A 24,089-nucleotide genomic window follows, 5' to 3' on the forward strand; every position below is an offset into this window, starting at 1 on the left:
CCCCTCGCGCAGTTGTGACCTCTCGCAGGGGCGATGAGGACCCTCGCCGAAGCCGCGGCCTCCGGTGAGCTCGCGCCGAGTTGTGACCTCTCGCAGGGGCGATGAGGACCCCGCAAACTCCGCCGCTCGGCCCACCGCAGCGTCATGTTGTGACCTCTCGCAGGGGCGATGAGGACCCCGCCCCCTTGTCCGCCTCCGGGCGGGAGGTCGGGTTGTGACCTCTCGCAGGGGCGATGAGGACCCAGGGTAAAGCCGCAGCTCAGAGTAGCCTTCCCGTGCTGTTGGCTGAGTCATTTTGCAGCAGGCCTCCGGTCGTGCGCGCCGCTCCGGCGTGGCGCTGAAAAGTTGCCGGATGCGGGGCTGGGGCTGTTGCTTGCAGCGTATCGCCCGGAGTGCGTTACTTCGACGCTGTTATGTGGATATGGCGTTGGTGGGGGCGGGGCGGCTGAACCCGGGCCTGTTCCTGCGCGGGGTTTTTGAGGGGCTGGCTGTAGGGGCGCCGGTGGTCGGGTGTCGTGTGGGTAGTGCCCCTCGTAGGGGCGATGAGACCTGGTTCCGGAAGAGTTGTGGTCTTTGCGGTAACTCGGCCAGTTGCAACCCCTCTGCGCCTTGGTTCGCAGGCGTGGGGGGTGTTTCTGCGTCAGCGTAGTCGAGAGGGCTGGGCAGTATGCACTATCTGAAGCGTCGTGGCCCAGTTATCGCAAAGAGAGCATTGGGTTGCTCTTCTGTGCTCTAGCGTGTGGCTCCTCGTCGATGTCCGTGCGAGGGGCCCACTCTCGCAGCGACCACTGACAACGCCCTGCTGACGTCATCAAGGTGCTGGTCAAAGGGCATGAACTACTTGAAGGGGCGGTGTCGTGCGGCTGCGGTTGACCTTTCATACAGGTGCTCGTGAGTTGCGTTGGGAGGAGGTTCTGGCTCCGGGCCGGGCGTTGTCGTATGCGTTGCTGGAGCGGGGTGCTCCAGAGCTGGGGAAGATGCTCCATGTGTCGGGTTGGGGACCGTACGGGATGGTGCCGTTCGGTTACAGCGCGCCGGTCTTTCCTGCGGCGCGGCGGCGGCGGGGCGCGTATGCGGCGGGTGGTCCGGGGGTGGTGGAGCTGGGGAGTCCGTTGCCGGGGGTGGTGGAGGGGTGGGCTGCCGCGTTGGCGTCTGTGCCGGTGCTGGCGTGGGGTTCGACCGCGTTCATCGTTGATGGGATCGAGGTTGTGGAGGATCCGGTGTTTGCGTCGGGGCGGGCGGTGTTCCGGACTGTGACGCCTGTGGTGATGAAGGTGTCGGGGCGGGATGAGTCTGGGGCGCGTGTGCGGCGGCAGGCGTGGTGTCTGCCGGGTGAGCCGGAGTGGGATGTCTACGTGCAGGGCAATCTGCGGCGCAAGGCGGAGACGCTGGGGCTGGACGCGGATGTGACGTTGGAGGAGGTGAGCTGGGTCGGGCCCAAGCGGTCTTTCATGGTGGCGGGTGCGGGTGGCGCGGGTGGGAAGAAGCCGGGCGCTTGTGTGGAGGTCGTGGTGTCGGGTGCGCCGGAGACTTTGTCCGCGGTCGCTTCCTGGGGTGTGGGCCAGGCCAACAGTGCGGGCATGGGGTGGATCGGTGTCTGACCGTTGCCGGGTTTTTGGCTGCGGTCGTTTACCGGTGGGCCGATGTGCGGGTGTGAGGGGAAAGGACAGGGACGGAGATGGCTGACGTGCTGGATGCGCAGTCTTCGGTGGTGTTGACAGCGAGTCCTTTGCAGCGTGTCGGAGCGTTCGCGCTCGCCGCGCTTGCGGAGGTCGGGCATCCGGAGGCGGTGACGGGTGTGACGTTCGCGAAGGTCACGGATGAGATGACCCGTGATCTGGTGGCCACGGCGGGCGTTGCCAAGGCTTCTGATCCGGGTGGGTTCTGGCTGGGTGCAAGTTACATGCTGTGGCCTAACTCCAAGATCAATCCGACGGCACGGGCCAGGCAGGCCCCTGAGGAGCGCGAGAGGCTGGTCCGTGGCTGGCGGAGCCTGCCTGATGAGGACCGTTGGCCGGACGCGCCGTGTGCGTACTGCGGGCGTGCGGCGTGCGGATGGTTCGGGAAGGTTGATATCCCGCTCGGTGCGAGCGTCGAGCATCGCAACACCACCGCGCCGGGCCATCAGGGGACGCCTTTGTGTTATCCGTGCGTGGTGAGTCTGTGGGCGTTCCCGTACGGGGCGTCACTTTCGGGTGGGCGGGCGGCGGCCATCCATTCGTGGGACGACGATTTTCTGGCCGCTGTGACGAGTGCCGCGGTGGATCGGAGCCGCCGGGCCGCCGTTGCGGGGGTGCCGGCCAAGAAGGCGAAGCCCATTCCGTACGCGCGGGAGGCGGCGGTGTTGTCCGCTGTCCGCGCGTATGGCTACCGGATCGCCTCCGGTGTGGAACTGCTCGTGCTGTCGAATGGGAACAAAGAACAGTTTCTGGTGGCTCAGGAGCTGGACCAGCCTGTCGCGGAGTGGCTTCGGTCCACCCAGCGCCGTCCTGAACACCGCACGGGGTACCCGTTGCTGGTGGCGTCGCAGGCCGCGAAACAGGTGCCGGGGGAGTCCTTCCTGGCGAAACGGGTCTTCGCCCGCCCGGCGCAGGTCCTGGACTTTGTCGTCGGTCACCTGCTTACGCAGATCTCCGCGACGGCGCCCGTCCCAGCACAGACGCCGGTGCTGGCTCCGCTTGTGTATTCCTACTGCCGTGAGGTGCTGACCATGGACGACAAGGACGTCGAACGGATCGAGGAGCTGGCTCGGCGTCTCGCCGCGCTGCTGGGGCAGGACAGCCGTCCCGGACCGTTCCGGGACTTCATCCGGGCGAATTCCAAAGGCGGGAATCTGCCCGGCTGGTTCCGTTCCCGGGGGGTGGAGTGGCTGCTGCTTCCGCGGCCGGAGGGGACAGCGGCGGTGTTGCTGCCCGTGCGGGATTACCGGCTGTTGTTCGAGGGGGAGCGTGCGTGGTCCTGGCGGCGGCTGCTGGTGTTCGCGGTGCTGGAGGCACTGGCGAACGATGGCTGGCAGCCGAAGGGGTCACAGAGTGAGCTTCAGGAGATCAAGGACGAGCTGACCGATGCGGTGAGCGCCGACAACGAGGAAGAGGTGGAGCGATGACGTTCCTGGTGGGGCAGAGCGTGCTGGAAGTGAAGGCCGGGGCTCCGAACAACGGGCGTGGGGAGGACAACCGGGGCATGGTCAAGCAGTTCCGGGCGGGGCGTGACGTGTACCCGTATGTGTCCGCGCAAGCGAGCAGGCGGTGGCTGCGTGACAGCCTGCCGGCCGGTGAGGCGACGTCGCCGGTGGTGCGGAGCGGGGAGGGGAAGAAGCAGCAGGCGTACACCGGGGGGCGTCCGGATCTGTATCTGGATGATGATCTTTTCGGTTACATGATCGCGGTCAAGGCGGATCAGGACGGTGCGAAGAAGGGTGAGTCCAGGACGTTCATGCGTGACACCGTTCTGGCGACCGGCACGCTGGTCGCTGTGGTGCCGAGCGAACCCGTTATGGATTTCGGCACGATGAGCCGTGGCATGGAGCCGGGCGCCCACCCGGTCATTCATGAGCATGAGATGTACACCGCTGACCTTGCCGGTGATCTGTTGCTGGATCTGCCGAGGGTGGGTGTCTTCGAGACGGGTGGCAAGACGGCCAAGCCCGCTCTGCCGGCCGAGGTGGCAGCTGCCGTGGTCGAGAGTGGCGGTAGTCGGACCACCTTGCGTGGGGTGGACTGTGTCGGACTGCCCCTGGCGGAGCGGCGTCGGCGGGTCGCGGTGCTCCTGCGGACGATGGCGGTCGTCAAGGGGGGTGCCAAGCAGTCCGCGCATTATGGTGACCGGACGCCTGGCCTGGTCATTCTTGCGCCGGTGCTGGGTGGGACCAATCCGTTTACCCGGGTGGTGCGCGAACGTGAGCGCAAGACGTATTTCGACGCGGACACGCTGCGCGAGGAGTTGGAGGCGTGGTCCGACGAGCTCGACGGGCCGGTACGTATCGGATGGGCTCCGGGCTTCCTGGGAGGCCAGCGTGACCGGGCCCGCAGCGATCTCGCCGATCTCGTCAAGGACGAGAAGCTGATTCTGGGGCATCCGCGGAGCGTCCTGAATGCTCTCGCCGAGGAGATCGCGGCGGGCACCCACGACGGCTGGTTCGAGGACCCCGCCGCGTAGCACCGGCACCTCGTACCGCATCGCGGACGCGCCGCGGGGTTCCCGCGGCGCCTCAGCGAGTCATCGCCCCTTCGAGGGGCCCGGCCTGTCCCGGCGGGCAGCCTCCGCCATTCTCCAGCGAGGAAGCGAACCATGACCCCTGCTCTGGAAGTGACCGCCACCGCGCCGGTCGTCAGCTTCCGTAATCCGCTCTACGCCGGACTGCAGGTGGCACTGCCGTGTCCGCCGCCTTCCACCGTCGGCGGGTTGCTCGCCGCGTCGGCTGGCGGATGGGACCGCGTACCGCACCGGACCCGGTTTGCCATGGCCTTCCACGCCGCCGGGTCCGGGACCGACGTGGAGACCTATCACCCCCTCGGCGGTCCCGGCACGACCACCAGGACCACTGTCAAAGACCGCGAATTCCTCGCCCTCACCACACTCACCGTGTGGCTCACCGAAGATCTCGATCTGTGGGAACGATCGATGCGCCGCCCCCTCTGGCCGCTTCGGCTCGGCCGCAGCCAGGACCTGGCCACTGTCCGCGCGCGGCGTGTCGAACTGGCTGAAACCGGAGGGGCTCAGGGCCACGCCATTGTTCCTGAGGACATGCCCGACGCGCTCGGCACCCGGATGCGTCTGACGACCGCTGTTTCTCTGGACCGCACGCGTTCTCAGTGGGGCGGCTACCGGTACGCACCGGCCGGTTCCCGTACTCGTATTGCTTCCGGCCTGGCGACTGCGCACGGCCAGGCCGTGGTTCTGCTCCCGCCCGTTCACCCCGCTGTCATGACACCCGTCGCCTGAGACACCCGGAACGCTGCCTGTGAACGAGTTACGCGCCAAGAGCTCCAGTGCCCATGGACAGCCTGGCGAGCTACTGACCAGCCACTTGCTGCACACACTGCAAGCGCTGCTTCGGATCCGTGAGCGGATCGGCAGTATCCCGGGTATGCCGTCCGGTTTCTGGACCTGGGCGGCCCTGGCCTGTCTGCTGCACGACGCGGGAAAGCTCCCCGAAGGCTTCCAGCGCATGATCGGCAATACCCGCCAAAGCCCCACCGCATGGGGTGAGCGCCACGAGGTCCTGTCTCTGGGATTTGTCGGCCTGCTCCTGCCGGACCTGCCTGACGGACAGCGCCGGTGGATCGCCACCGCGGTGGCAGCCCACCACCGCGCCTTCACCTGCGGTCTCGAAGTCCCCCGCAAGCTGCCGGTGTTCCATCAGTACGGCACTGATCTGCCCGAGGAGTTCGCCGCCAGATTCACCCCGGCCGATGAAGACCGCCTGAACGGTCTCGTGGAATGGCTGCACACCACCGCCAACCAATCCGGCCTGCCGGTCATCCCAGTGCTTCCCCAGGCCGGACTGCACGAACTGACCGGCGCCGCCCATCAGCTGCTGCAGGAACTCATGGACCGCTGGGAGTCACCGCTCTCACCCGACGATCCCGACGGACTGACAGCCGTCCTGCTGATGGGAGCGGTCACCATGGCCGACCACCTGTCCTCGGCACACTCGCCCTTGCTCACCCGGCACCCACTGAACTCGAGCTATCCGGCCCGCCTGACCACCAGACTCGTCCATCAGGGCCACAAGCTCCGCCCCCAGCAGGAAAAAGCCGCCACGACTCGCGGACACCTGCTGCTGCGCTCCTGGACCGGCAGCGGAAAAACCGAGGCAGTCCTGCTGTGGGCCCTCACCCAGACCGAAGACCTGGCGCGGCTCAACGCCGCCAACCCCCGCGTCTTCTACCTCCTGCCCTACCTGGCCAGCATCAACGCCATGGCCGAACGGCTCGGTCGTGAGCTGCAAGCGCCCGAGGAGATCGGTGTCGCCCACTCCAAAGCGGCCTCCTACCATCTCGCCCGCTCACTCGACGACGGCTGCCCCGACACCACCGGGCACGACAACACCCCGGTCAACGCGGCGGGCGCGGCGGCCAAGGCACACTCTCGCGCCGAAGCGACGAAGAACTTCCGCGAACTGGTGCGCGTCGGCACCCCCTACCAGCTCCTGCGGGGTGCGCTCGCAGGACCGGTGCACTCCGGAATCCTGACCGACAGCGCCAACTCCGTCTTCGTCCTGGACGAGCTGCACGCCTACGACACCCGCCGCCTCGGCATGATCCTGGCCATGCTGCGGCTCTGGCACGACCTGGGCGGTCGTATCGCGGTGATGTCCGCAACCCTGCCCACCGCGCTGGCCGAGCTGGTGACAGTCACGCTGGACAACCAGGTCCAGCTGGTCGAAGCACCCGCCGACTCACCCGCGCCCGTACGCCACCGGCTCCATACCCGCCAGGCCCACCTCACCGATGAGTCCTCCCGCGACGAGATCCGTGATCATCTCGCCGAAGGACGCTCGGTGCTGGTGGTAGCCAACAATGTCCGGGACGCGATCACGCTCTACGAAGATCTGCGGCCGTTCTGTGTCGACCTGTACGGCGAAGACTCCGCCTATCTTCTGCACTCGCGTTACCGCCGCATGGACCGCACCGCCACCGAAACCGGCATCCTGCGGCGCTTCTCGACCGCCGGCCCCCGGCGTCCGGGCCTGCTGGTCGGCACCCAGGCACTGGAAGTCTCCCTCGATCTCGACCTGGACGTCTGCCACACCTCGGCTGCGGACCTGGAGGCCCTCATCCAGCGCTTCGGCCGGGTCAACCGCCTCGGCACCCTCACACCCGCACCCGTCATCGTTCACCAGCCCGCCTACACCACCCGGCATGGCAGCGGAGCCGAACTGAGGGCTGACGGGGTGTATGAGGCCGAGCCTACCCAGCTCGGCTGGTCCATCCTGAGCCAGCACGACGGCCAGACAATCAACGAACGGACCATCACCGGCTGGCTGGACGAAATCTACCGAAGCCCATGGGGCGCACGCTGGAAAACCCAGGTCAACCAACACCAGGAAGAGTTCCGCAAAGCGTTTCTGTCTTTCCGCATGCCCTTCGACGACCGTTCCCACCTTGCCCGGAGCTTCGACGAACAGTTCAACGGCACCGAAGCCGTCCTGGCCGAGGACCATGACGCCTACAAGAAAGCCCTGGAAGCGGGCCCCGACAAGAAGACCGGACGTCTCCACGCCGACCAGTACCTCATCCCCCTGCCCGCCTGGGGCACCGCGCTGAGCCAGTACGACAAGGCCCTGCACATACGCGTCATCCAAGCCGACTACGACCCCCGCCTCGGCCTCCTGGCCCTCCACCGCGAAAAGCGGCAAACCTATCGGGCGGGAGAAGTCCTGTGATCGGACCGGACGACGTCGGCGGCGTCCACATCAAGTACCTCTATCACTGCCGCCGCCAGCTATGGCTGTACCTGCGCGGCATCCGCCCCGAACACCTCAGCGCCACCGTGCAACTCGGCGAAGCCGTCCACGACACGTCGTACACCCGCAACACTCCCGTGGATCTCGGAGCCGCCAAACTCGACTTCATCGACGGCCAGCACTGGGTCCACGAAGTCAAATCCTCCACCCGGACCACCCCGGCCGACCAAGCCCAAGGTCGGCATTACTGCCACCGCCTCTACCTGGTCGGCATCGACGCCCAAGGCACCGTCCTGCACTATCCCAAAACGCGCCGCACCCAACGCCACCCCTACACACCAGAAGCCGCCGATCAGGCGCTGGCCGATATCGCCGACGTCCTCGCCGTCGCTACAGCTTCCACGTCCCCCGACCGCCTGACCCGCACCGCATGCCGCGGCTGCAGCTTCACCGACTACTGCTGGACGGAGTGACATGCCCGCCGCCGCGCGCACCTACTGGCTGACCAGCCCCTGCCGGATCCGCCGGAAGGACGAGTCCCTGATCATCGAGCGAGACAACGCCGACAACGTACACATCCCCGTCACGGATGTGCGCGACATCGTCGCCTGCGCGGAAACAGACCTCAACACGGCCGTCGTCTCCTTGCTCAACCGGCACCGGATCAACGTCCACCTCCTCAGCTATTACGGCGACTACGCCGGCTCCTTGCTCACCTCGGATACCAGCACATCAGGCGAAACAGTCCTCGCCCAAGCCAGAGCCGCACAGGACCCACAAGCCGGCCTGGCGATCGCCCGCAGCATCGTCGACGCCTGTGCCTTCAACGTCCGGCGAGTCGTCGACCGCAAACTCCTGACCCGCCCCTACGCGGTACTCCAAGCGTCGGTCAAAACCAGCACGAACCAAGCCCAGCTCATGGGCGCGGAAGGCACCTTCCGACGCTCCGCCTGGGAAGTCATGGACACAAAACTCCCCGACTGGTTACAACTCGCGGGCCGCAGCCGCAGACCACCCAAGAACGTGGGCAATGCCTTCATCAGCTACGTCAACGGCATCACCTACGCCCGAGTCCTCACCGCCGTACGGCTCACACCACTCCACAGCGGAATCGCATTCCTTCACGGAACCATGGAACGCCAGCGCCACTCGCTCGTCCTGGACCTCTCAGAGATGTTCAAGCCCTTGATGGCAGAACGCCTCCTACTGCGCATGAGCAGACGCAATCAGCTCAAGGAACACCACTTCGACCGTGACACCAATCAGGCCATGCTCAGCGACGCCGGACGAAAGCTCGTCGTTCAGACCGTCCGCGACGAATTCGCCGTCACCGTCGCCCACCGCAGCCTGAACCGCAACGTCGCCTACGACGAACTGCTCTACCTCGAAGCCCTTGCCCTCACCCGGCACTGCCTGGAAGGCACCACCTACAAGCCCTTCCGGATCTGGTGGTAGTCCCACCATGTATGTCGTTGTCGTCTACGACACCCTCGCCGAACGCAACCCCAAAATCCTGCGCACCTGCCGCAAGTACCTCCACCACGTCCAGCGCAGCGTTTTCGAAGGCCACCTGAGCGACGCCCAACTCCGCCGGTTCCAGAGCAACGTCGAAAGCGTGCTCGATCTCAGCTACGACAACGTCCTCGTCTACACCTTCCCGCCGGGCGCCACTCCGCAGCGACTTGAGTGGGGTGCCGTGGAACCCGCTCCGAGCGATATCTTGTAGTCCGCCCGGACCATCCCGGGCCTGACAGCCAAAGCAAGTTTTCAGCGCCACACCGGGTTAGCATGCACAACCGGCGGTCTGCTGCAAAAACGCCCGGTCGACCACGCAGTAGGGAAGCCCTGAGCTGCGGCTTTACCATGGGGTCCTCATCGCCCCTGCGAGGGGTCACAACCGGTCGCGGTGGCGGTCGGCCTGGACGTGATGTTGGAGTCCTCATCGCCCCTGCGAGGGGTCACAACGTGTGCGGGCTGCGCGGGGGCGGGCGGGGGCTGGTCGGTCCTCATCGCCCCTGCGAGGGGTCACAACCACTCACAGTGCTACTACTGTCCAAGGTGTTCCACCCCGGTCCTCATCGCCCCTGCGAGGGGTCACAACGCGAAGAACCGGGACGCGCCGCCCGGACTCCCCGAGGTCCTCATCGCCCCTGCGAGGGGTCACAACACAACCCGGAGTTCTCCGTGCCGCCAGTGGCGCCTGAGGTCCTCATCGCCCCTGCGAGGGGTCACAACGCATGACGGTCACCCAGGACGGATTCGAACGGGCCGGTCCTCATCGCCCCTGCGAGGGGTCACAACGCGCGGCTCCGGCCGGGCTGTGAGGTGTGAGGCCGGGTCCTCATCGCCCCTGCGAGGGGTCACAACCCGTGGTGGGGGGTGGGGTTTTGACGACACGCTCCCGTCCTCATCGCCCCTGCGAGGGGTCACAACAAGACCGCCGCGCCGACGTAGCCCCACCAGCCGCCCAGGTCCTCATCGCCCCTGCGAGGGGTCACAACCTTCCGTCTGGGCCCGGCCGGCGGCGGTCTCGGCTGGTCCTCATCGCCCCTGCGAGGGGTCACAACCAGGGAGATCCGGGGCCCAGTAGATCGCGGATGCCCGTCCTCATCGCCCCTGCGAGGGGTCACAACAACGGGCCCGGACGACTGTCCGGCTCCCCGCCCGTCGTCCTCATCGCCCCTGCGGGGGGTCACAACGAGACGGCTACGAAGGCGGCGGCGTCGCCCCGCTGTGTCCTCATCGCCCCTGCGAGGGGTCACAACGTGATGTGGTTCTCGGTGGTCATGGCGGGTCCTTCCGGGTCCTCATCGCCCCTGCGAGGGGTCACAACGCCTTGTCCTTCGAGGAGCCGGACGAGCCGCCCGAGTCCTCATCGCCCCTGCGAGGGGTCACAACCTGGACAAGGGCCGGCTGTTCGCGGTCGGGGTCGATGTCCTCATCGCCCCTGCGAGCAGTCACAACCTGCGCCGGGGGTGGGGTCCGGTGCTCCGCTGCGCTCGTCCTCATCGCCCCTGCGGGGGGTCACAACGGCACCGAGTCCGCCGGGCACCGCAAAATCGGACTGAAGGCACTGCGGAGAGCACGCGACTTTGGCGTGAGAGCGCATCGCGCAGTACCTGCTGGCGGTGCGCTTGAAGCAGCTGCGCAAGCAGGCTGCCGCTGGGACCGGGACGGCCGCGGCCGCGCCGTGGACGGACCCGGCTGCCCAGCTCGCCGCGCGCCCGCTGGACGGCGACACGGCCGGGGTGGTGATCGCGTGAATGCCGAGCCGAGTGGCGTGGATCTCGCGCGCCAGGCCCTGCTCGCGGCCGGTGAGGCGGTGAGGCGGTGAGGAAAAACGGTGCCACCGGCAAGAAGCCGTAATGGCGCACCGGCGTACGACGCGACGGCCGCGAACCGCTCGGAATCTGGCCGACCATCTGGGCGTCGGTGTTCCAGGCCAAGCCGGAGGGAAGGAAGACGGGGAGGTCAGGAGCGCTGCGGGAGCTGGTCATGCGGAGAATCTGCCCAGAGGGCTGCTGACGAAGGCCGCACATAGTCCAGCAATTCCCACCCAGGCCGGCCCTCGCCCCATGCCTCCAAGGCTTCCCCACCAACGCCAGAACCTCAGGAGCATCGGCCAGGGCATCCGGGTCAAGCACGCTCGCCCGAAGACCTCTCCTACCAGCCCGACCATCCACAGGCCGAAGTAGTCGAAATCGTCATCCGAGCACCGACCACCGAAGATCCGCTCCGCCGCGGCCACCAACTCCCAGGTGAACGCCTGGCGAGTCAGCTGGTCGAGGCACAGCTGGAACTCAACGATCTCCTCCTGCGTCCTGCGCGACAAATCGGCCCGCAACCAGGCAAGCGCCGGGCCGAGAGAAGGGGGCCGGGGCTTGGGCATCTGCTGCTGGTGTCCCCGTACTGATGTGAGTGCTCCATCAAGTACAGAGTTATGTGCACCGCTCAGGCGACGTCGGTGTCCCGTTCGAGGGCTTGAAGACGGTTCTTGAGGCGGTAGCTGTTGCCGTTGATCGCGACGACTTCGCAGTGGTGCAGGAGGCGGTCGAGAATGGCGGTGGCCAGGACCTCGTCGCCGAAGATCTGTCCCCATTCACTGAAGGTCTTGTTCGAGGTCAGGATGATCGATCCCTTCTCGTAGCGCTTGGAGATCACCTGGAAGACCAGGTTCGCCTCGGCGCGTTCGAGAGGCTGGTAGCCGACCTCGTCGACCACGAGCACGCTTGGCCGCAGGTAGCTGCCGAGTTTGCTGGTCAACCGGCCCGCCGCCTCGGCGGTCTTGAGGTGGCGGACCATGTCGTCGAGGGTGGTGAAGTAGATCGAGTAGCCGGCCCGGCAGGCCGCGACGGCCAGAGCGACAGCGAGGTGTGTCTTGCCGACCCCGGGTGGCCCGAGCAGGGCAGCGTTGGCCTTGTCCGCGACGAACGACAGTGTCGCGAGGTCTTTGACCTTGCGCGGGTCGAGGTCGGGCTGGAAGGAGAAGTCGTAATCCTCCAGCGTCTTGTGGTGTGGCAGCTTCGAGGTCCGCAGCCCACTGCGGAAGCGCCGGTCCTCACGGACCGCGAGTTCCTCGGCCAGGACCAGATCGATCAGGTCGAGGTAGCCCATCTTCGCCTCGTCCGCCCGCTGGATGTACTGGCTGACGGCCTCCGCCAGGTGGGGCAGGCCGAGCTTGACGGCCGTAGCGCGGACGCGGGTGCTGGTCAGCTCGCTCAACGGACTTCCTTCATCGGGGGCTTGGGAGTGAAGGGACGGGTGCCGGTCAGCTCGTCATAGACGGAAAGCGGTCGGCGGCCGACCTCGACGCTGGCGGCGGAGGCCCGGTTCAACAGGGCTTGCAAGGGGCCTGTTTCCGGTCCCAGCGGTTGTTCACGGCGGGGCGCGGGCGGGCCGTCGCCGCTCGTGACGCGGCGGCCGGTGCCGGTGGGCAGGCCGTTCCAGTGGCTCTCGTCCACGATGCGGGCGCCGCGGCCGACAGCTCGTGGATGGACGGCCAGAAGCGTCATTCCATCCTGGCCGGGCACGGTGGAGTGCAATGTGACCTGGGATTTCGTGGCCCGGATCTCGACCAGCTGTCGGGGGCGGACCTTGCGGGCGGGCACCGAGTAGAGGTTTGCGTCGAACGCGACCAGGCAGTCCTTGCCGACGTGCCGCAGATGCCGCTGAGCCACCACATACGGAGCCTGCGGCAGCGGCCGCAGGGCCACGTGATCGCGCACGGCCCTGTGCCCGATCACCTCGCCGTGGGTGCCATGGACCTTCGCCCGCCGGACGGGCACCCAGGCCGTGAAGGCGGCGTTCATCTCCTCGATGGAGGAGAACGCCCGCCCGGCCAGCACATGATCGCGGACGATCAGCACCTGGCGTTCGACCCGGCCCTTGCCCTGCGGCCGGTAGGCAGCCAAGACGTCGATGTCGAAGTCGTAGTGCCCGGCAAAGGCCACGGCTTCCGGATGCAACGGAACCGCCTCGCCCGGCGCGACGTGCCGGCGCACGACTGTCTTGGTGCGGTCATAGACGACGCTCATCGGCACCCCGCCGAAGTGCGCGAATGCGGCCCGGTGGCAGTCGAAGAACGTCGCCAGGTCCAACGACGTGGTGAAGCAGCAGAAGGGATCTCGGGAATAGGACAGAACCATGTGGAACGAGTAGACCTTCGGGATCCCGACATGGGCGAGGACCCTGCCCTCGTCCCCCCAGTCCACCTGTGCCTGAGCTCCGGGAACCACCTCGAACCGGCGGTGCAGACCGACGAGCTCACCCGGGCTGATGCCGAGTTCCCCGGCAATTCTCGGCCGGGCTTCCTGCAGGTAGATCTTCACCCGCTGGTAGTTGATCGTGATCCCGTACTCCGCCGCCAGACGCTCGTGGATCACCGCACCCTTGAGCAGAACCTCTGCCCGCAGCATCGCATCGATCAGCGGGGCAACCTCGTCCACCGCCCGCGGCCGCTGCCTCTCACTGGCCTCCCGCTGCGGCGGCGCGATGGGAGCCGGCCCGGCGAGGTACTTGGCGACCGTACGGCGATTCAGCCCCGTCTCCTTCGTGATCTGCCGCAGGCTCATCGCACCGGACTCGTACAGCCCGCGAAAACGCCTCAACTCCAGCCAGCGATGCGGATCCAAGACCATCGACTGCCGCCCTCCACCGACGCCCAACAGACGACAGCAGACTCACGGACACGACCCCATCACCGCATCAACTTTGGTGCACTCTCATCCGTACGGAGTGGTGCACGTTCACTTGTACGCCGACAGCTGGGACGGTTGGTGACTACGCACACCGGACCGGTCCCAGCGGAGTATCACGTGATCCGCGTGGGCTGGAAAGCGGCGCGCCGAGGGGGAACACGTTTTTCGTTTCGTCGTTTCTTGTTGTCGGCCGGGCGGTATGACGGTGAAAGCAACTGTCATCTGCATGGCAAAGTCTAGTTCAAGCCAAGGGCAGGAGCTTCCCAAGTGCTACATCTGCAGGTCGGCGGGGAGTGGGGTCGAATATGCGCCGCGACCGACTGTTTTCACCGTGGCCAAGTGATCGATCGGAAGGTAGCGTGCACGTGTGCTCGGCGCCGAGGATTATGGGCACCAGCACATCCATTCTTCTTTGACCGGAGGAATGGCAGGTTCCATGTAATCGGGGGATAGAAGTCCGGGGGGACCTTTCGGTTTCCACGCCTGTTCGGGTTGCTCTACGGGCTTCCTTCCCCTTGCGACGACGTGAGGGAAAACGAATGAAGCGTCATACTCTGCGGATGGCCGCCGTCTCGGCCGTCGCCGCCATAGCGCTCGGCGGGACCGCCGGCCTGGCGCAGGCGCAGGCCCCCGCGGCCGCGCCGCAGGCCGTTTCGGCCACCCAGCAGGCCGAAGCCCAGCAGGCCGCGCGCGCCCTGCTGGCGAGCCCGTTCGCGGCCAGTCTCTCGGCCGCCGAGCGGACCGAGATGAACCAGATCGCCAGCGGTGAAGTCGTCGCGGCGAGCAAGTGGAGCGCCATCAGGGCTGCCTTCAGCAAGGTCGGTGGCTTCGCGAAGGCCATCTCCGGGAAATACAGCGACTTCAAGAAGTGGTACGACGGCCTCTCCTGGTGGGTGCGGGCGCCTCTCGCCGCGATCTCCCCGGGGCTGACGCTCCTGGAGATCTACAACGCTCTCCACTGACAAGGGGTCACGGGCAGCATCGTGACCTCTGTCTGAGTAGCGACAGGCCGGGCGTACCTGGTTCCGCCGGGCGCGCCCGGCCTGTCGGCAGCACACCGCAAATATAAAGACGGAGCGTCCCGCATGACCGTAGCCACGTCCCCCCGCGCAGCCACCGAGGGCACCTGGGCTCTGCCTCTGCTGACGCTTGTACCGCTTGCCGTGATCACCCTGCTCACGGAGCTCTCCACCCCGTGGCTCGTCATTTCCTGGATCCTTTGCGCCGTGGCGGCACTGTTTATCGTGGTCGGCTGGGTTTCCGTATTCCGGCACGGAATGCGAGGAGCTGGCGCATGGGGCATGTGCATCCTGGTGCACGCCGTCTGGGCCTGGCAACTGATCACTGTTGTTCGCCATTGACGCCGGCGAGAAAGTGCGCACAGCTTCGAGCGGCGGCACGGAATGGTAATCGGGGGAAGAAGTCCGCGTGGGGACCCATCGGTTTCCACGCCTGTTCAGGTCACCTTTGTGGGCCTTCCTCCCCCTTGCGATAACGCAAGAAGACCCTACATGACCCGAAGCGATATGAAAATGGACACTGTTCAGCCAAAGCAGCGGCGGCCCGGCAGCCGCAGGGCCCATGAAGGAAGCACCGTGGAGAAGGGCGAAGTCCTCGTCGAGGCGCAGGACCTGGGCCGGGTCTTCGACTCCGTGCGCGTCCTGGAAGCAGTCTCGCTGACCCTGCGCAGCGGCGAGGTGACAGGCTTCGTCGGAGCGAACGGTGCGGGAAAGACCACAGCAATACAGCTCATGCTGGGTCTGCTGAAGGGCGAAGGACGAACCCGCTACCTCGGCAGGCCCCTGTACGAGTGGGGTGCGCCCGGCGCCGTCGTAGGCGCTGTTCTGGGGGGCGTGGCGGGACATTCCGGTCACCGACTGCGCGCGCATCTGCGCATGGTGGCCGCAGGATCCGCAGTGTCCGACCGACGCGTGGACGACCTGTTGGAGACAGTGGGACTGGCCGAAGCGGCCGGCAGGAAGCTGTCCGAACTGTCGCTGGGGATGGCGCAGCGCGTCGGCATCGCCCAGGCACTCCTGGGCGACCCGCCCGTGCTGGTTCTCGATGAACCCGCGAACGGACTCGATCCCCACTCGATCCGCTGGTTGCGGGACTTCCTGCGCGCTCAGGCAGCACAGGGCCGCGCCGTACTGGTATCGAGCCATCTCCTAGGTGAGATGGAGCAGTTGGCCGATCACGTCGTCGTTCTCTCACGCGGCCGCATCGTGGCATCAGAGCCCATGGCAGAGATCCTCAAACGAGCGGCAGGCCGCCGGACCGTCACACTGGAGGCACCGGACCTGACCGAGCTTGCCCGTCTGGTCGCAGCGCGAGGGGGCCGCCTGACGCCAAACGGCGGGCACACCGCGACCGTGACCGGCCTGGACCGCATACGGATCGGCACGCTCGCCCTGGAAGCGCAGGTGCCCCTGTACTGGCTGCACGAAGAGAAGCCGTCGCTGGAGGCCTTCTATCTCGGCGTAGCCCAAGAAGAGTTCAGGATCTCGTGACATCTTCCGCGATAGCGGTACCGGTACCGGTCGGCCCCGCGGAAGCGTTCCGCCGAGCTTGCCGGTACGAGTGGCGCCACCTCACCGCTCTCCGCTCGACATGGATCCTGCTAGGCGTGGTGACGGTCCTCAGTGTGCTGACCGGCATCACGATCCTCCTCGACCTCGACAAGCAGCAGTCCGCCACCCCCGCCGCAGTGGCCGACGTGATCGCATGGACTCCGCTGTCCCTCCAGGTCCCTGCCCTTTGCTTCTTCATGTTGGTCCTGGGCACCGGACCCGTAGCGACCGACCTTGTGTCAGGTGCCGCACGGACAACATGGCTCACCGTGAACGGGCGCGGCACCGCCTACGCCGCCAAGAGCGCGGTCGGCGTCGCGTTCGGGACCGGCACCGCTGCCGCCAGCGCACTGCTTGGCGCGCTGTCCTGCGCCGTCGCACTGGCCGCGGCCGGCGCGTCCCAGCCCGCATGGGACGAGATCGTGGCACCCGCCGCCCGCTTCGTGGCCTGGATGGGGTGCTGGGCACTGCTTTGCATGGCCGCCGTCGCCCTGCTGCGCAGCCGTACGGTCTCCGTCCTCTTCCTGGTCCTGTGGCCCCTGCTGGGAGAACGCATCGCAGGTGCACTTCTTGGATACGTCCCCGGGCTGGATGGCATAGGTAATTGGCTTCCGTTCGCGGCCGGGCGGGCAATGCTCACCGACGTGTCGGCCTATGCCGGAGAAGACCGTTCCTTCGTGCAGGCACTCATCGGTTCCCACCTGCCCGCCCCGACCGCAGCCGCAGTCTTCTGCCTGTCCACGGCGGCTTTCGCCGGGGCCGGAATGTGGGCGTACTGCCGGAGAGACCCCAAGAAGACCTGACCGATAAGAAGAAGACAGACCGGTCGTCCGCCGTGTCGGCCGTGAGCCGCTCGGGCTCGGCAGTGCGATCAGCCGGATGGTGGCGGAGCGTGGCATGGTCGCCCCGGTCGCCGGCGGCAGTGTCCTCACTGACTTCGACACCATTCTCGCCGCGGCCGTGCCCGAGCTCTCCGGCCGTGTTCGGGGCGTGGCGTTCGATGCGGACACCAGCCGCATGGACGTCGTCCCCGACGCTCCGGCAGTTGGCACGCAGCTGCGCTGGAGCGCGCCGAAGCTGATCGCAGCGACAAACGAGAAGGTGCCCGGCGCGAACGTCCGCGTCCTGCACGTCCTGGCGCCCGCGTCCGTGAGGGCCAGCCCCATCACAGCAGCCGCCACTCCGGTCCCGCAGCCGACCACAGCCGCCGCGCCGGTGCAGCGACCGGATCTGCCGGAGGACTACCGCGAGGCCCTCGAGGAACTCCGCGCGAAAACCGCCGCCCAGCAGCGAGTCCGGCTCAGCGACGCATCCCGCGCACGGGCCCTGCAACGCCTCGCCGCCGAACGGACCGGGCTCACCACGATCGGGCCCCCGGCCATGGCAATGCGGCGGAACCGTGCAGCTGGAGGACTCGACGGTCTTTTCGGCGGGGGAGCCGGACACCGCGACGGTGAGCGAGCTGGTGGAGTGTCCGGTGTGCGCGGCGTCCGGGGATCTGGCGCTGAGGGGGTCCTGGGGAGGGCTGGACGCGGTGGTGTGCCTGGCCGGCCGCGCCTGAGGAGGGGCGTGCCCTCATGCGGGAAGCGATCGTCCGGCTGGAAGGCCCGGCCGTTTAGGGCGTGTGCGGGTCGGCGCCGAGTGCGGTCAGCAGGTGATCGCGGGTGGAGGCGGCGGCCTCGCGCAGGCCCTGGTCCTCGTCTTGGGTGAGCGTGTCGAGGAGGACGGCCGCGGCCTGGAGGACACCGGCCTGGACCGGCACGGTGCGCAGTGAGGCGAGTGCGGCGGTCGCGGCTTCGCCGGGTGAGGCGGTGGCGGGGGCGGCGGGGATCAGGGTGCGGACGCCGCGGTGACCAACACTGCGAGGAGAAGGCCGAGCGTGTCGGCGACGATGCTCCGCTTCCGTCCGACGATCTTCTTCCCGGCGTCGATGCCCTGGTCGGCCGCAGGGACGCTGGTGGAGGTCTTGACACTCTGGGCTTCGATCACACACACCGACGGCTCTGCGTCCCGGCCTTCCTTTTCTCGCAGCAGCTGCCGCGGTAATCCGTTGAGCTGGGTGAACACACCCTCGTCGGTCCGCTCCCTGGGGTGGTATGCCCGCCCCGGCGTCGACACGATCGCCCGGCACGTCGCAGAACGCGGCCCAGCCGCACGTCGCCGAAACCGGGAGCGGACGTGGCTGCACCTTCCACCGTGGGTCAGAAATAGGAGAGCAGGACGAGGTATTCGGACCGGTCGCCTCCCCGCCCACCGCCTGGCGGTTGCTTGCCAACACTGGCGGGACAGTACTCGCTTCGCTGCGAGCGGCCCGCGCAGCCCGGGAAGTCGCCTGGATGCAGGCGGCCGAGACCGGCCAGGGCATACCCGCCGTCCGGGCCGCGCAATGGCGCTCCGCACGGCGTAGGGCGCGCCACCTCCGTCGAATTACTCAACACCCCTCGAATAAAGAAAAAATGCTCAAGGAGGTGACGCAGATCACGTCGAAAAATCACGACTCCGCAAAGCAGAGAAAATCTATCTTTTTCTTATTTTCGCAACTCTCATGACAAGCCGGACAGGGCGGACGCGTTTTCTTGCATGATCGCCAAGCAGAGGTAAAGCGAATATTACATGAGTCAAGCTAGGGTCAAGCCGCCCGCGCCCTTCGATTACGTGAACCGATTCCGGGCAGACGGGCACGACCTTTCGGATGTGATCATTCCGCAACGGTTGACAATCTTTTACCAGTCTATTGATCATGTGATCATGCGGTTGTGCGGGTAGGCTGAAGAAAGGAATGGCGGCCGTAATCGCCGATCGAAGACGAATTCATTCCGACGAATCGCGCGTGACTGGGGGAGCTGTGAGTTCAGGGCCCGAAGCGATGTCCGAAGAAACAGCCACGCATCTGCTGAGCACCTATGGCAGACCTCAGGATTTCAGCAGCGTTGTTCTGCATCCCTCGGGAGGCGGGCTGGGTCAGTACGTCGGCCTGATCGCCGCACTCTCCCGACGGGGTGCGGTGCACGGCATCCGTGCCTCGGGACTGCGTACAGGCGAACTGCCGGACGAGCGGGTCGCCGACATGACAGACCGCTATCTGCCGGTGCTGCGATCCCTCCCGAATCGTCCTGACCTGCTTGTCGGATGGTCGCTCGGCGGTGTGCTCGCCTGGGAGCTGGCGGTCGCCCTGGCGACGGACGACTATCGTCCCGCAGTCGTCATGCTCGACAGCTTCGCTGAACCCTGGTCGGCGTGCGCCGATGATCCGGGCCGGCAGGCGGTGCTGCGGAAGATCGTCGAGGAAGCGGCGCCCGCCGCGGACCAGGAAGGCCGCGACCGCGTCCTGCGGACGGCGACGGCGCACATAGCGGCTTCAGTCGGCCACCAGGTAAAAAGCCGGTATGAAGGTCCTGTACTGCTCATGCCCGGAAACAGCGCGGAACGGACCAGGCAGATCAGCGACTGGTCCGCTCGTGCCCCCTTCCTGAGAACCAGCCCGCTCGACTGCGGGCATTTCGAAATATTCGAGCGAGAGAACCTTCGCGGACTTCTGCGGAACCTAGAGAATTTTCTGCTCCATTCCTAAGTTTTCCCAGAGTCATTTCTGACCCCTCTTTGAATGGTTGCCGACAGCGAGGAGTATACCCGTGCGTGTGCAAATCCAATTGCTCGATCTGTGTGTGGCCAGATCTCGGTATCTCATCATGGGCCGGGGAGGCGGACAATGACGGAAAGGGAGACCCCCGCCGAACTCTTCGACTGCCTCCAGGTGAATTTAGCTCTCCTCGCCGACCGCTGGTTCGGCGCGCCGGCCTCTTTGAGCCTCGGCAGTACCCTGCGGTTCCGGCCCGTCGACACCCTGGCCGGTCTGCCCACGGTCGCCAGGACCGCGCACCAGCACCTCATCGACGCCGCAGACGCGCTGGGCATGCGAGTGGCCACCCCGGTCACTACCTCACCGGCCGCGTCCGGTTCGTCTGACAGTCACGCCGCAGCGCCTCAGTACGTCGTCGCAGACGCCTACTACCTGCCGTGGGTGCCGTACTACCAGCGGCAGCACATGGAACACAGCTTCCTGTCGCACCCTGCACCGGCAGGTTCTCCCGTAACCGTGGAGGACGGCTACCACAACGAGACGCCCTGGGGCAGCGCCCGGCCCGGCACGTGGAGCATCTCGCCGGACGAACTGCGCGGCCTCCCAGCCCCGATACTCTCCGTCACTCCCGTCGCCGACCGCCCGGATGCCCCTGTCTGCCGCTCCCCGCAGCTGGACCTCGGCAGCCTCGCCGACGCGGATGCCTACGCCAGGACCTACGCGGAACATCCCGACCGCGCGGAGGCGCTCCGGGCGCTGACCCTGGAGACTTGGTTGCTGAGCCGCGCCCGTGCCCTGCACGCGGCCTGGCTAGACCATGGGCGCGGCGTTCCTTCCGCTGCCGTCGACGACCACATCGCCGCCTGGCGGGCGCTCACCGAGCAGACGTACCTCGCCCACCGGAGGGTGGCGAGGAACCGCCCCGAGCCCCCCGGCCTCACGGCCCGGCTGGCCGCTCTCCTGCGGGCGGACCACACCGTTCTCACCCGGGCCCACGCGGAACTGCAGCCGGTGACTCCGTTACCGGGCGTACGGGAGGACACACCCGTGCAGACGTCGGGAGCCGACGTCCGGACCGAGGTCGTCGCCGTCGTCGCGGAGGCGCTGGACGGAGACCCCGAGCTCCTGCGGAATATGGCGCTGCTGCGGGACGTACCGGGCTACACCTCGTTCCGCATCGCCGAGATCATCGAGCGGCTCGAAGACGACTTCAACATCGAGTTCGCCCCCGAGGACCTGATGCCGGAGAACCTTGGCTCACTCGACGGGCTGTGCGGGATCGTCGCCCGGTCGGTCACGCAGGCCGGGCGCGGAACGACGCCGCCGGCAACCGGCCGGGAGGGACTCCTGTGAACGCCCACGAAACCTACGCCCCGCACGCTCCGGTGCCCCGGCCCGGTACCGCAGGCTCCGCTCCGACCCGTATCCCCGCCCGCGCGTCCGACGCCTCCTACACCCTCCTCCACGAGGGACTGGACGTGGCTGCCCTCACCTGGCCCGGACGCCCCGCGCTAACCTGCGGCGAACGCACGCTCAGCTACCGGGAGCTGGCCGACGCCTCGCTGCGGGCCGCACACCTGCTCCGGCTGGCGGGCGCCGGCCGGGGAGACCGTGTCGTCGTCAGCCTTCCCAACGCACTACTGGGCCCCGTGATCGGCTACGCGGCGTCCCGTATCGGTGCGGTGTTCTGCCTGCTGCACGAGCAGGTCGGTGGAACGCAGCTCCATCACGTCCTCACCGACAGCGAACCGGCGTTGCTCATCAGCGACTCGGCGGACGTCCTGGCAGCCGCGCGACGGCACGGAGTCCGAACCGTCCCTGCGGACGAGATCGCCGCGACGGCCTTGGACCCCGGTGCCCCCCTGCCGGACCGCACCGGCGCGACAGTTCTCGGCGTCGATCCCCTGTGCATGATCTACACCTCCGGCAGTACGGCGCTACCGAAGGCCGTCGTGAGCACCCATCAGCAGGTTGTCTTCGCGGTGCGCGCCGTCCAGCAGGTGCTGCGCTACCGCGCGGACGACATCGTGTACTGTCCCCTGCCTCTGTCCTTCGACTACGGCCTCTACCAGGTGTTCCTGGCCGTCGAGAGCGGTGCGCACCTCTGGATCGGCCGCGCCGCCGAGGCGGGACCGCCACTGCTCTCGCAGCTGATCCGCTCCGCGGCCACCGTCCTACCCGCGGTGCCCGCCGTCGCCGGAACCTTGGCCCGCCTGCTCAGCAGGCCCGACCGGCGCCCCACGTCCTTGCGCCTGCTGACGAACACGGGGGCCGCGATGCCGCCGCAGACGGTGGCCGGACTCCGGGAGGCGCTGCCGGGACTGCGGATCCATCTGATGTTCGGGCTGACCGAGTGCAAGCGGGCCACGATCATGCCCGCCGACGGCGATCTGGCGCGGCCGTACTCCAGTGGGAAGGCGCTGCCGGGTACCGAGGTGTTCGTCGTCGACGACGATGGCAAACGGCTGCCGCCGGGGGAGACCGGGCAGATCACGGTACGCGGTCCGCACGTCATGGCGGGGTACTGGCGGCGCCCCGAACTCACCGCCGAACGCTTCCACCATGTGGGCGGCCTCTTCCCCGAACTGCGTACCGGTGACTATGGATGGCTGGATGAGGAGGGTTACCTCTACTTCACCGGGCGCCGGGACGACCTGTACAAGGTGAACGGTTTCCGGGTCAGCGCCACCGAGGTCGAAGCGGCTGCCCGGCACGTCGAGGGGGTGGAGTCGGCGGCGGTCCTGCCGCCGGACGGCCCGCAGGCGGCGCGGCTCTACATCACCGGGACGAGCGACCCTCGACAGGTTCTGGACGGCATGCGCGAGCACCTCGAAGACTTCAAGATCCCCGCGCGCTGCACGGTTCTGGACGCGCTGCCGCTGAACGGCAACGGCAAGGTCGACCGGAAGGCACTGACCGTACTCACCACGGCGGAGGAAACCCGTGACTGACGCCTCGCCTCGGACTTCTCGGGCCCTCCGGATCTCCCGAGCCGACAGCGACCCCGCGGCCGACACTGCCACCGGCCCCGGTCCTGCTCCCGACTCTGTGCCCGCTCCTGCTCTTGATCCTGTGCCCGTCCCCGATCCCCGTGCGGGCCTTCCCGATCTGCCCACCCCGGTGTACCTCTACGACCTGGCCCATGTACGCGCCAACCACCGGTCGTTACGGGACGCGCTGCCGGCCGCCGCAGGTCTCTACTACTCGCTCAAGGCCAACCCCCACCCCGCCGTCCTCAGCCAGTTGCGGACCCTGGGGGCCCGCGCGGAGGTCTGCTCGACCGGCGAACTGCACGCGGCACTCGACGCCGGCTGGCGGGGAGCGGACATCCTCTACACCGGCCCCGGCAAACGGGATGACGAGATTCGGGAGGCCTTGGAGCACGGAGTGTGTGACTTCTCCGTGGACTCCCCGTACGCCCTCGATCAGCTCGACCGGCTTGCCGCCGACCGCGACCTCGAAGCCCGCTGCCTGCTACGGGTCAACGATGACCAGCCGGTACCGGGCCAGGGCCTGGTCATGACCGGCGTCACCTCACAGTTCGGCGCGGACACCGGCTGGATCCTGGACGAACCCCAGCGGTTCGCTTCCCGCGCGCACGCCCGTGTCAGCGGCCTGCACCTCTACATGGGCACCAACCTGACCGGCACCAGCGCCCTGCTCGGGCAGTTCGCCCGTGCGGTGGCCACCGCCAAGCGCCTGTCCGATGCACTGACACCGCACGGTGTGCGGCTGGAGACACTCGATCTCGGCGGCGGTTTCGGCGCTCCCTTTGCCAAGGAGGGCTCCCTGCCTGACCTGACCGGTCTGCGGCAGGGACTCGAAGACCTGCTGGACGCGGAGGTGACCGGGTGGCGCGACGGCGCACCCGAAGTGGTCTTCGAATCCGGCCGGTACCTCGTCGGCACGGCCGGGAAGCTCCTCACCACGACGCTGGACGTCAAGTCCTCGCAGGGAAAGGACGTCGTGATCCTGGAATCGGGCATTAACCACCTCGGTGGCATGTCGGGCATGCGCCGCCTGCCACCGCTCAATCCGTCCGTGCTCGGTCCGTCCGGGTCGGGCGAGGAAATGCCGGACGCCCTGCTCACCGGTCCGCTGTGCACCCCGCTGGACACCTGGTCGCGCAGTGCGCCGCTGCCCGCGGTCCGGCCGGGTGACGTGCTGTGCGTGCCCAACGTCGGTGCGTACGGGCTCTACGCGAGCCTGGTCGCCTTCCTCGGACATCCGCTCCCCGCCGAAGCCGTCCTGGATAGCGACCGGCCGGACGCCGGCTGTGACATCACCCGCCTCGCCCTCACCCGCACGCTCGCCTCGAAGGAGTGATCCCC

General features: G+C 67.4%; 22 protein-coding genes, 1 pseudogene and 2 CRISPR repeat arrays (1 of these 25 cut by a window edge). Of the genes and pseudogenes, 18 read left to right on the forward strand and 5 right to left on the reverse strand.

Features of this window, described 5'->3' with window-relative positions; translation table 11 throughout:
* Positions 1–242: a CRISPR direct-repeat array (repeat unit 31 nt; unit sequence GTTGTGACCTCTCGCAGGGGCGATGAGGACC); it begins 523 nt to the left of the window's first position.
* Positions 243–857: 615 nt separating this feature from the next.
* From PZB75_RS29900 to PZB75_RS29940, 9 genes are all read left to right on the forward strand, one after another.
* Positions 858–1,601 carry a CRISPR-associated endoribonuclease Cas6 gene (locus PZB75_RS29900; RefSeq protein WP_275538423.1) on the forward strand — a complete coding sequence of 248 codons (744 nt, stop codon included), beginning with the start codon at positions 858–860 and terminating at the stop codon, positions 1,599–1,601.
* Positions 1,602–1,678: 77 nt separating this feature from the next.
* The gene (locus tag PZB75_RS29905; RefSeq protein ID WP_275538424.1) at positions 1,679–3,106 is read left to right on the forward strand and encodes a hypothetical protein; all 1,428 of its coding nucleotides are present in this window, start codon (positions 1,679–1,681) and stop codon (positions 3,104–3,106) included.
* A complete protein-coding gene (cas7i, locus tag PZB75_RS29910; RefSeq protein ID WP_275538425.1) occupies positions 3,103–4,158 on the forward strand; it encodes a type I-B CRISPR-associated protein Cas7/Cst2/DevR in 1,056 nt (351 codons plus the stop codon). Before PZB75_RS29905 ends, cas7i begins: the two co-directional genes overlap by 4 nt.
* A 132-nt stretch (positions 4,159–4,290) precedes the next feature.
* Entirely contained in the window at positions 4,291–4,944 is a 654-nt protein-coding gene (gene cas5, locus PZB75_RS29915) for a CRISPR-associated protein Cas5 (RefSeq protein WP_275538426.1), read from the forward strand.
* A 19-nt stretch (positions 4,945–4,963) separates the two neighbouring features.
* Positions 4,964–7,390: a CRISPR-associated helicase Cas3' gene (cas3, locus tag PZB75_RS29920; RefSeq protein WP_275538427.1), complete on the forward strand. Its 2,427-nt coding sequence runs from the start codon at positions 4,964–4,966 to the stop codon at positions 7,388–7,390.
* Positions 7,387–7,884, forward strand: coding sequence for a CRISPR-associated protein Cas4 (locus PZB75_RS29925; protein WP_275538428.1), 498 nt, complete (start codon positions 7,387–7,389; stop codon positions 7,882–7,884). The genes cas3 and PZB75_RS29925 overlap by 4 nt, the downstream gene beginning before the upstream one ends.
* Before the next feature lies 1 nt (position 7,885).
* Positions 7,886–8,866: a type I-B CRISPR-associated endonuclease Cas1b gene (gene cas1b, locus PZB75_RS29930; protein ID WP_275538429.1), complete on the forward strand. Its 981-nt coding sequence runs from the start codon at positions 7,886–7,888 to the stop codon at positions 8,864–8,866.
* A gap of 7 nt (positions 8,867–8,873) precedes the next feature.
* The gene (gene cas2, locus PZB75_RS29935) at positions 8,874–9,137 is read left to right on the forward strand and encodes a CRISPR-associated endonuclease Cas2 (RefSeq protein ID WP_275538430.1); all 264 of its coding nucleotides are present in this window, start codon (positions 8,874–8,876) and stop codon (positions 9,135–9,137) included.
* A gap of 142 nt (positions 9,138–9,279) precedes the next feature.
* A CRISPR array of direct repeats spans positions 9,280–10,442; the repeat unit is 30 nt; unit sequence GTCCTCATCGCCCCTGCGAGGGGTCACAAC.
* Between the two features lie 97 nt (positions 10,443–10,539).
* On the forward strand, positions 10,540–10,674 hold the full coding sequence (locus PZB75_RS29940) for a hypothetical protein (protein ID WP_275538431.1): 135 nt from the start codon (positions 10,540–10,542) through the stop codon (positions 10,672–10,674).
* Positions 10,675–10,904: 230 nt separating this feature from the next.
* Here the strand turns inward: PZB75_RS29940 and PZB75_RS29945 are convergent, their stop codons facing one another.
* From PZB75_RS29945 to istA, 3 genes are all read right to left on the reverse strand, one after another.
* Positions 10,905–11,300: a DUF4240 domain-containing protein gene (locus PZB75_RS29945; RefSeq protein ID WP_275538432.1), complete on the reverse strand. Its 396-nt coding sequence runs from the start codon at positions 11,298–11,300 to the stop codon at positions 10,905–10,907.
* 62 nt (positions 11,301–11,362) lie between these two features.
* Positions 11,363–12,133, reverse strand: coding sequence for an IS21-like element helper ATPase IstB (gene istB / locus PZB75_RS29950; RefSeq protein ID WP_275538433.1), 771 nt, complete (start codon positions 12,131–12,133; stop codon positions 11,363–11,365).
* Positions 12,130–13,548 (reverse strand): IS21 family transposase, encoded by a 1,419-nt coding sequence (gene istA, locus PZB75_RS29955; RefSeq protein WP_275533248.1) that lies wholly within the window; start codon positions 13,546–13,548, stop codon positions 12,130–12,132. Before istA ends, istB begins: the two co-directional genes overlap by 4 nt.
* 599 nt (positions 13,549–14,147) lie before the next feature.
* Here istA and PZB75_RS29960 point away from each other — a divergent pair.
* From PZB75_RS29960 to PZB75_RS29980, 5 genes are all read left to right on the forward strand, one after another.
* On the forward strand, positions 14,148–14,570 hold the full coding sequence (locus PZB75_RS29960) for a hypothetical protein (protein WP_275538434.1): 423 nt from the start codon (positions 14,148–14,150) through the stop codon (positions 14,568–14,570).
* 123 nt (positions 14,571–14,693) lie between these two features.
* Positions 14,694–14,969 carry a hypothetical protein gene (locus tag PZB75_RS29965; RefSeq protein ID WP_275538435.1) on the forward strand — a complete coding sequence of 92 codons (276 nt, stop codon included), beginning with the start codon at positions 14,694–14,696 and terminating at the stop codon, positions 14,967–14,969.
* 234 nt (positions 14,970–15,203) lie between these two features.
* Positions 15,204–16,118 (forward strand): ABC transporter ATP-binding protein, encoded by a 915-nt coding sequence (locus PZB75_RS29970; protein WP_275538436.1) that lies wholly within the window; start codon positions 15,204–15,206, stop codon positions 16,116–16,118.
* A 116-nt stretch (positions 16,119–16,234) separates the two neighbouring features.
* A complete protein-coding gene (locus PZB75_RS29975; RefSeq protein ID WP_275538437.1) occupies positions 16,235–16,981 on the forward strand; it encodes a hypothetical protein in 747 nt (248 codons plus the stop codon).
* Positions 16,982–17,577: 596 nt separating this feature from the next.
* Positions 17,578–17,739: a hypothetical protein gene (locus PZB75_RS29980; protein WP_275538438.1), complete on the forward strand. Its 162-nt coding sequence runs from the start codon at positions 17,578–17,580 to the stop codon at positions 17,737–17,739.
* Between the two features lie 54 nt (positions 17,740–17,793).
* Here the strand turns inward: PZB75_RS29980 and PZB75_RS29985 are convergent, their stop codons facing one another.
* The gene (locus PZB75_RS29985; protein WP_275538439.1) at positions 17,794–17,940 is read right to left on the reverse strand and encodes a hypothetical protein; all 147 of its coding nucleotides are present in this window, start codon (positions 17,938–17,940) and stop codon (positions 17,794–17,796) included.
* A gap of 80 nt (positions 17,941–18,020) precedes the next feature.
* Positions 18,021–18,254, reverse strand: a pseudogene (locus PZB75_RS29990) (transposase); the annotation flags it as partial.
* A 790-nt stretch (positions 18,255–19,044) separates the two neighbouring features.
* Here PZB75_RS29990 and PZB75_RS29995 point away from each other — a divergent pair.
* From PZB75_RS29995 to PZB75_RS30010, 4 genes are all read left to right on the forward strand, one after another.
* Positions 19,045–19,749, forward strand: coding sequence for an alpha/beta fold hydrolase (locus PZB75_RS29995; protein ID WP_275538440.1), 705 nt, complete (start codon positions 19,045–19,047; stop codon positions 19,747–19,749).
* 138 nt (positions 19,750–19,887) lie between these two features.
* A complete protein-coding gene (locus tag PZB75_RS30000) occupies positions 19,888–21,111 on the forward strand; it encodes an acyl carrier protein (RefSeq protein ID WP_275538441.1) in 1,224 nt (407 codons plus the stop codon).
* A complete protein-coding gene (locus tag PZB75_RS30005) occupies positions 21,108–22,709 on the forward strand; it encodes an AMP-binding protein (protein ID WP_343286271.1) in 1,602 nt (533 codons plus the stop codon). The genes PZB75_RS30000 and PZB75_RS30005 overlap by 4 nt, the downstream gene beginning before the upstream one ends.
* Positions 22,710–22,830: 121 nt before the next feature.
* A complete protein-coding gene (locus PZB75_RS30010; RefSeq protein ID WP_275538442.1) occupies positions 22,831–24,084 on the forward strand; it encodes an alanine racemase in 1,254 nt (417 codons plus the stop codon).
* Positions 24,085–24,089 lie beyond the last annotated feature (5 nt).

This window comes from Streptomyces sp. AM 4-1-1 (genome assembly GCF_029167625.1).
Lineage (GTDB): Bacteria > Actinomycetota > Actinomycetes > Streptomycetales > Streptomycetaceae > Streptomyces.